This is a genomic window from Pseudomonas sp. AGC41 (genome assembly GCF_057334555.1).
Genome location: NZ_JBHFJB010000112.1, coordinates 52,477 through 60,356 on the forward strand (window position 1 = coordinate 52,477; position 7,880 = coordinate 60,356).

Below are 7,880 nucleotides of genomic sequence, written 5' to 3' on the forward strand. Positions count from 1 at the left end.
CCCCCGCCACAAAAGCCATTTATTTCCTGTTTAAGTTCCAAGGCCCGAGTAAACCAGCCAGGGGCTCGCCAATACGAAACTCACCGTCAACACCGCTTGCGTAGCCACCAGCCAGGCTTGGCGGCGAAGCAGGCGCATGGAACCGTGGCTGCGCTCGGGCCATGACCGCCCGCCACGCTCGACCGGTTGCAGGCCGAGGTTGGCGAGGGCGGCGTCCAGCGCCTGGGTGCGTTCGGTCAGCGGTTTGCCGGCATCCGCGACGATCTGAAACAGATCGGCATCAAAGGCCACGCGAAACGCCAGATATTTTTCCTGCAGGCCGAGGACGAACACGCCGAAGCTCAGCAACAGCAGCCATGGATCGACGCTGCCGACCAGCCATTGGCCCAGGCCGATCAGCGCCGCCAGCAGGGTCAGGCCGGTGGAGAGCTGGTCTAGTGAATGACCGCGCCGCAGCAGGCTCGCCACGGTGTGCAGTTCCATGTCACTGCTCATGACGACTCCCTGAACCTGTGGACATTTGTTCCAGCGCCTGGCGATGGGCCGGGTGCAATACGACACCCGGGCGCGCACGGCGGATCCGGGCGATGGCCGCCTCGACACTGTCGGCCCGACCGCTGTGCAGCAACCACGCCGCCACGGCCGTGGCGCTACGCGAGTAACCCAAGGCGCAGCAAACCAGCACCGGCCCGTGCTGGCGCAGGTGTTCGATGGTCTGCGCGGCGCTCAGGCATTGTTCGGCGGTCGGTGCGCTGAGGTCGAGAACCGGCAAGGTGCGATAGGCGATGGCTGAGCTGTCCATGGACAGTTCCGCACAAAGGTCGAGCACGGCGTTGAACGAGTTGCCCCGCAGTTCTGCCGACGTAGGAATCCGCCCGAGCCAGACGCGATCCTCGACCAGATCCGGTTGCGGATGCTTGCGCGTCCATACGCGGGAATTGATCCACGCCGCCGCCAGATAGGGCGCCAGCAACCAGCGCACCGCCGGGCTCAGCCGGCCATCTTCACGCTTCTGGAAGCCACTGGCGCCGAACGCCAGGTAATTCAACGCCACCATGAGCACCGCGACCGCCGGCCAGACCAGCCAGAGCCACGCGCCGCCGAAGGCGAACGCCAACGTGAAGAACACTGCGGCGCCCGCGCCATAACGCAAGGCCAGTCGCAGGCGCGCCGGGTCGCGCGTCAGGCGTGCACTTCGCAGTGGACTCGGTCGGTCCAGCGGCCACAGCCAGACGCACAACCAACCGGCCAGCGCACCGGTGGGCAGGTCGACAAAATGGTGTTGATAAGTGGTCAGCACCGACACGCCAATCAGGGCGAACCAGCCGTGCATCAACCAGCGCCAGAATCCTTGCAAGTGACGCTCATAACAGACCCAGAGGATCACCAGCAATGCGATGTGCAGCGACGGCGCCTGGTTGAACGGCTTGTCGAAGCCGGCCAGCACGTCGAACATCCAGCCAAACACTCCGTCCATTTCCGGTCGGGCAAAGGTGAACGTCAGCGGCCAGAGCAGGAAGCAACTGACGGCAATCACCTGCGCCGTGAGCAGACGCAGGGCGTGGCGCTTGAGTTCGTCGCGGCTGTTGGGCAGCAGCAGGGACAGGCCGTACAGCAGGTCAATCGACCAGTACGGCACGATCGTCCAGGCCAGGAACGGCATGTGGCTTTCCCAAGCGAACACCAGCGTGCCGACATCGTCACGCTGGGCCGTGACCCAGGTGGCGAAGCCGTAGGTGCTGAAAAACAGCGGCGCCAGTAACAGCAGCCAGAGCACCGCCGGTTTCAGCAGCGCGGGTTCGCGGGCCGGAGCAATGACCGCGCTCATTACTGGACTCGCTGAGCCAGCGAAACGCTGAAGATGCCCCACTCATCGACCCGCAGGGTGATCTTGCGGAAACCCGCCGCCTCAACCAGTTGGTCCATTTCCGCTTGAGTGCGCCGACGCATCACCCAGGCCTGGCCGGCGCGGTGGCTGGTCAGGGCACGGGCGATCAGTTCCAGCTGCGGGTGCCACGGCTGGCCGGTGTAGACCAGGAAACCACCGGGCTCCACCGCTTCGGCCAGGCCAGCCAGAGACCCGCCGACCATCTGGTTATCGGCGAACAATTCGTACAGGCCCGACACCACGGCGAGGGTCGGCTTGGGTTCCAGGGCTGCGAGATCCTGGCGGTCGAAGGCATCGCCTTTGACGAATCGGGCGATATCGCCCAAACCTTTTTCTACGATCAGCGCACTGCCGTCGCGCACGTTGATGTCGCTGTAGTCGCGCAGCAGGATCGACTCCGGCAACGGGCTGACGCCTTGCAGCGCCTCGAGAATGTAGCGGCCGTGTCCGGCGGCGATGTCGACGATGCGCACTTCGCGGTCCTGCTCGCGCAATTTGCCCATCGCCAGGCGCAGCAACTCTTCGACGTGCACCTTGCGTTGGCGAATGCCGCGCCAGCCGATGGAATTCAGGTAGTTCTGGTCGATCATCTTGCCCAGCGCTGACGTGCCGGTCGGACGGTTGCGATAGACGTAATCCAGGGTACTGCCGGAGTCGAACCCGGTGTCGAAGCCCAGCTTCACCCCGGCGGACAGCTTGCTGCCAAAGCGCATGCTGGCGCGGGTCATGCGCCAGTAAAGGTCGCGCAACGAGTTGTGGGGCAACGGCGTGGCCAGGGTTTCGGCTTCGGCGCAGGTCACGCCGAGGCGATCGGCGTCCAGCAGGGAAGGACGCTCCAGCGGACGGGCAAAATTTTGCAGGATAAAACGACGGGCACTGGCAATCGCCGGTGCGCGATTTTTCTCGCCGAGGGTGTCGTGGAAGAAACCCGGCAGGATGTGCTTCTCCTTGTGCAGGCTGCCCAGCCGCTCGAAGAACTGCTCCTGAGGTTTGCGATGCACCACGAAGTCGGAACCGGAGATCAACAACTGCGTCGGCACCTGGATTGCCTGCGCGTCGGCGACAACCCGGTCGGCGGCTTCGTACAGGCCCAGCAGCACGTTCACCGAAATGGCCTTGGTGATCAGCGGATCGCTGTCGTAGGACGCCACTCGCTCCGGGTCATGGCTGAGGAACTTGGCCTTGACGTAACTGTTGACGAAAAAGTTGCCACGAAACTTGCGCATCAGCGCCAGGCCCGGACGGGCAAACGGCACGTAGAGCTTGACCTTGAAGGCCGGCGACGCCAGCACCAGCGAGCGGATGCGTGGTGCGTAATCGTGAACCCAGGTGGATGCGATCACCGCACCGACGCTTTGCGCCACCACGGCGATGTTCTGTTCGTCGATCTGGTGCGTTGCGCCGATGTGGTCACAGAAGGTCTGCACATCCCGCGCGCTGGTGGCAAAACTCGGGCTGTCGCCGCGTTCGCCAGGCGACTGGCCGTGGCCGCGTGCGTCCCAGGCGAAAAACTCGAACCCGGGCAGATCCAGCTCATCCACCAGATGCGCGATGCGCCCGGAGTGTTCATGGCCGCGGTGAAACAACAACACAGCCTGACGGGGTTCACCCGTCGCGGCCTCGACAGCCGGCCAGTGCCGGTAGAACAACTCCACGCCATCGTGGGTGGTGAACGTCAGTTCCTGGGCTTCGCGCATTGCAACTTCCTTATGCTGAGGGAGCGTTTTCCGACACCTGGCTCAGGCCATGACGGACCCGATTGACCAAGGTATAAACCAGCAGGGCGGCAACCACCGCCATCACACCATCAACCCACAGCGCCCCGAGCCAACCCAGGGCAATACCGGTCGCGAGCACGCCAAACACGAAGGCGCGATCACTCTTGCCCATCGGTCCGTCGTAGCGCCGCGAAGCCCCGACCATCGCCCCCAGCACGCCGGCGTATTCGCTGAACAACGCCAACAGCGTGACCAACAACACGAGCAACAGGCTGGTATCGGCAAACAAGGCAAAAGGCAGGATCAAGGCAGCGTCGGCGATGATATCGCATAGCTCATTGAGGTACGCGCCCAGATTCGATTGCTGGCCAAACTCCCGCGCCAGCATGCCATCCACCGCGTTCAAGGCCATGCGCAAGAACATCCAGACCGGCACCAGAATGAAAACCCACGGATGGCTGGCGAACCACGCAATCACCGCCCCCACCAACACCGACACAGCACCCGCCAGGAGCGTGACCTGGTTGGCGGTGACGCCCTTGTTGTAAAGACGTTGGACGGTGGGGCGAAGCAAATTCTGGAAGGCGGGTTTGAGTTGATAAATGGAAGGCATTTGAAATGGGATCTCGGCCGGATTCGGGGCAGGGCTTGTGCAGATGCGAGATTACGATAGGTTGAGGCGTTGCAGGTGGGTATTTACTGGGAATGCGCGCGGGTAGGCATCTGCGCGGGTGTTTGCGCTGGAAAACCCTCTTGAAAGCGGGCCTGATGCATATCTTGGTGGGAGCGAGCTTGCTCGCGATAGCGGTCTGTCAGATGCCATCTGCCTAACGCGTCATTCAAAGATGAGTGACCCGTGGCGAGGGAGCTTGCTCCCGCTGGGCTGCGCAGCAGCCCCAGTCCTCATCCTCCAGCGCGTAATGGGCCGCCCACCGGGACGTACTCGACCGGGGCATCCCCGGCCAGCGTTTCGATGGGATCTTCCGTGTAGCCAAAGCCTTCCTCCTTCAGATTGATCGAATGCACGCTGTGCTCACGGGCGGTACTGGCGGTGAGTTTGGTAAACAGGCGGTGATCGGCGGGCTGGGTGAAGCGATCACCGGGGTGGAGTTGGGCGAAGGTCAGGGTGGGGTGGTTCATGACGGGGCGCTCCGAGTGATACGTGGTCTCTCTGGGATTGAGGGGCGCGTTGGGATTGGGTTCCGTATTTGCACAATCGAACGCGATGATCGGCTTGGAGTGGGCATCTAGATTTAGGCGCTCCCTTGTGGGGGCGAGCTTGCTCGCGATGGCGGTGTGTTAGGCAAGAATGACTCAACTGACCAGATGCCGGACGCGCCGGCTTCTCATTTACCTGCTGACCTGCGTGCGGCTGCTTCCTTATTGTTCATGAAAAGGGGCTGCGTCATTATTATTCAGTATGTTCAGAATGTGCTTTAGCCATAACTCCCCAGACTCCCAGTTCATCCAATAGCAATAATTGCAAGGCATGTCATCCATAATAAATTCTTTAATTTTTTCTTCGCTGAGCTCCATTGCTAGCAACCTATAAATTTCGTTTGTCACCATCGTTATGATTTCAGGTGCGGAGTCCAATACAAAGGCCCTGATTATTTCGTCGGGTTCTGATGACTCACACATCCAATCTTGATGAAAATAACATCCAAAAAATTGGAAGAGCTCTGGGTATTTATCTTTCATATTTTTCAATAAATTCTGTGAGTAAATTATATCCCGTTGGTGATCGGTCGGACTTTCTAAGAACTAAGACCACGACCGACAGCGGTTCTAGGATTCCAGCTTCACGTATAACGCCGACTCCAACTGGAGAGGTAAAGGATTGCTGTAAGGTAAGCGATGTTCTCAATCTGTTATTTAAGAAACCATCTACATCTGCCTTTCTAGCCCTTAGTACGCTGGAAACAGCTGACTCTGCCGTAGCCCTATCCGAAAATGTAGAAGCGGTAGGTACGTGAGGCTCCGAGTCAAGGCGCCTCCTTAGTTGATCTTCGGAACGGCCCACATGTTTTTCTATCAAATGCCCACCACGGGCCTCATGCGCAGCCAAACCTCCACCCGGCACAATTTCGCTAAACGGTCCATCGGCGTCGATATCGCCGGGGCACTGACACGCCAACCCCAACGGATCCACCCACCCCGTCGGGTTCAGGGTGTACCGATATCCATTGAGCCCACCCGCCAGTTTGCTCGGATCCGCGGTGAGATACCGCCCCGTGTCCGGATTGTAGTACCGGTGCCGGTTGTAATGCAGGCCGCTTTCCAAATCGTGGTACTGGCCTTGGAAACGCAGCGGTTGGGTCAGTTGTTTGCCGGCGCCGTGGGCGAGTTTGGTGAGTTTGCCGTAGCCGGTGTAGCGCGCCGCCCAGACGATTTCGCCTTGATGGCTGGTCAGTTCCTGGGGCGTGCCGAGGTGGTCGTTGTGGTAGTAGAACGGCGTGGCTTTTTTCGGGCCTTGGCCTTCGAGCAGGGCGAGGGGGCGGAAGGTGCCGGGTTCGTAGACGTAGCTTTGGTAATGGTGGTCGCTGCTTTCGGCGATGAGCTGGTCGCCTTGCCAGATGAATTCGGTGGTCTGGCCGTCCACGGTCTTTTCGATGCGTCGGCCGAAGGCGTCGTAGCGGTAGGACGTTTCGTTGCCGTCCGGGCTGGTGTGGCCGATCAGGCGGTGTTGGCTGTCGTAGCGGTATTCGGTGACCAGGCACTGGGCTTTGCCGCGGCGTTCGCGGATCAGGTTGCCGTAGGCGTCGTAGTCGTAGTGGCGGTCGCCCTCCATCAGCAGGCGGTTGCCCTTGAGGGTGGTCGGGCCGGGGCGGTCGTGCAGCAGCAGGTTGCCGGCCGGGTCGTGGGAAAAGTGCTCCGGGGGGCTGGCTGTGGGCGTAGTCGATGCGCAGCAGGCGATCTTGCGGGTCGTAGTGGTAGGCGCGTCGGTTTCGGGTGTCGGACAGCGTGGCGAGGTTGCCGTTGGCGCTGTAGGAATAGTCGCGCCAGAACAGTTGTTTCTGCTGGGTCTGCCACACGGTCTGGGCTTTGAGGCGGCCCTGTTCGTCGTAGCTGTAGTCGCTGAGCAGCAGGCCTTGCTGGCGCTGGCGTTCGCGGGTACCGGTGAAGCGGTGTTCGGTCAGGCACTCGCCGTTGAGGTCGATGGCCAGCAGCGCGCCACCGGAGAGGTGGCGGTAATTGAGGATGCTGCGGTCGGGCAGGCGGCAGTAGGCCAGCCGGCCGGCCTCGTCGTAGCGATAGCGCAGGGTGGCCCAGCCCTGGTGTTCGGCGACGAGGCGGTCTTGGTTGTCGTATTCGTAGGCCAGCGGCCAGTGGCCGTCCTCGACGCTGACCAGCCGGCCGAGGGCGTCGTAGCGGTACTCGACGGTTTGCCGTCGGGCAAGGTTTTGCGCAACAGGCGGCCGGCGCTGTCGCGCTGGTAGGCGGTGAGCCGCTGGCTGCCATCGGCACCGAACTCGGTCTTTTCCAGCAGGTGGCCATTGAGGTCGTAGGCGTAGCCGGTGCGCTGGCCGTCGAAGCCGGTTTCCTGTCGGATCAATCCGTTGGGCGTGTAGGCCAGCTGATATTTTTCGCCGGATTCGTTCTCGATTTCGGTGAGCAGCAGCCGCGCCGAGTCGTAGCGATACTTCAGTTCGCTGCCATCGGGATTGAGCCGCCGGCTGATCAGGTGCAGGTCGTCGGCGTATTCGTAGCGGGTGATGCGCCCCAGTTCGTCGCGTTCGGCGGTGACCTTGCCGTAGGCGTTGTAGCTCCAGGCGCGGGTGGCGCCGGTGGGCAGGGTGGTTTGCAGCAGTCGGCCGACGGCGTCCCATTGGTAATGGGTGACGGCGCCATGTTCGTCCTTGCGGGTCAGCAGCCGCCCCAAGGTGTCGTAGGAAAAACTCCGCTGGCTGTCGTCGGGCAGGGTTTCTTCGGTCAGCTGGCCCTGGCTATTGCGGACAAAGTGGTGGGTGCCGCCGTCCGCATAGCGGATCGAGAGCAGTTGCCCACGGGCGTCATAGGCATACCAGGTGCTGTGACGATCCGGGTCGATGGCCTCGATCACGTCGCCCTGGGCATTACGCCGGTAGGTCCACACGGCTTTGCCGCGCTGCCGGGCGTGCAGGAAACCGTTACGGTATTCGTAGGATGTCGGCTCGCCTTCAGGGGGAATCAGCGCCACCAGCCGTCCGGCTTCGTCGTAGCGGTATTCGGTCACCGCGCCCAACGGATCCTGCTCGGCGGTCAGCCGGCCCTGCTCGTCATAGGCCTTGAGC

The 7,880-nt window shown here is 61.8% G+C and carries 6 protein-coding genes and 1 pseudogene; all 7 read right to left on the reverse strand.

Features of this window, described 5'->3' with window-relative positions; genetic code table 11:
* Positions 1 to 30: 30 nt before the first annotated feature.
* Positions 31 to 495 carry a hypothetical protein gene (locus ACE04F_RS18885; RefSeq protein WP_486109050.1) on the reverse strand — a complete coding sequence of 155 codons (465 nt, stop codon included), beginning with the start codon at positions 493 to 495 and terminating at the stop codon, positions 31 to 33.
* On the reverse strand, positions 485 to 1,828 hold the full coding sequence (locus tag ACE04F_RS18890; protein WP_486109052.1) for a phosphatase PAP2/dual specificity phosphatase family protein: 1,344 nt from the start codon (positions 1,826 to 1,828) through the stop codon (positions 485 to 487). Before ACE04F_RS18890 ends, ACE04F_RS18885 begins: the two co-directional genes overlap by 11 nt.
* Entirely contained in the window at positions 1,828 to 3,585 is a 1,758-nt protein-coding gene (locus tag ACE04F_RS18895; protein ID WP_486109054.1) for a bifunctional alpha/beta hydrolase/class I SAM-dependent methyltransferase, read from the reverse strand. The genes ACE04F_RS18890 and ACE04F_RS18895 overlap by 1 nt, the downstream gene beginning before the upstream one ends.
* Before the next feature lie 10 nt (positions 3,586 to 3,595).
* Complete coding sequence (locus tag ACE04F_RS18900) at positions 3,596 to 4,219, reverse strand: CDP-alcohol phosphatidyltransferase family protein (protein ID WP_434571567.1); 624 nt, start codon at positions 4,217 to 4,219, stop codon at positions 3,596 to 3,598.
* A gap of 290 nt (positions 4,220 to 4,509) precedes the next feature.
* Positions 4,510 to 4,746 (reverse strand): hypothetical protein, encoded by a 237-nt coding sequence (locus ACE04F_RS18905; RefSeq protein WP_486109056.1) that lies wholly within the window; start codon positions 4,744 to 4,746, stop codon positions 4,510 to 4,512.
* Between the two features lie 240 nt (positions 4,747 to 4,986).
* Positions 4,987 to 5,307, reverse strand: a complete 321-nt coding sequence (locus tag ACE04F_RS18910) for a contact-dependent growth inhibition system immunity protein (protein WP_434672903.1) — start codon at positions 5,305 to 5,307, stop codon at positions 4,987 to 4,989.
* Positions 5,297 to 7,880 (reverse strand): annotated as a pseudogene (locus tag ACE04F_RS18915) (RHS repeat-associated core domain-containing protein); the annotation flags it as partial. The gene ACE04F_RS18910 and the pseudogene ACE04F_RS18915, both read right to left, overlap by 11 nt.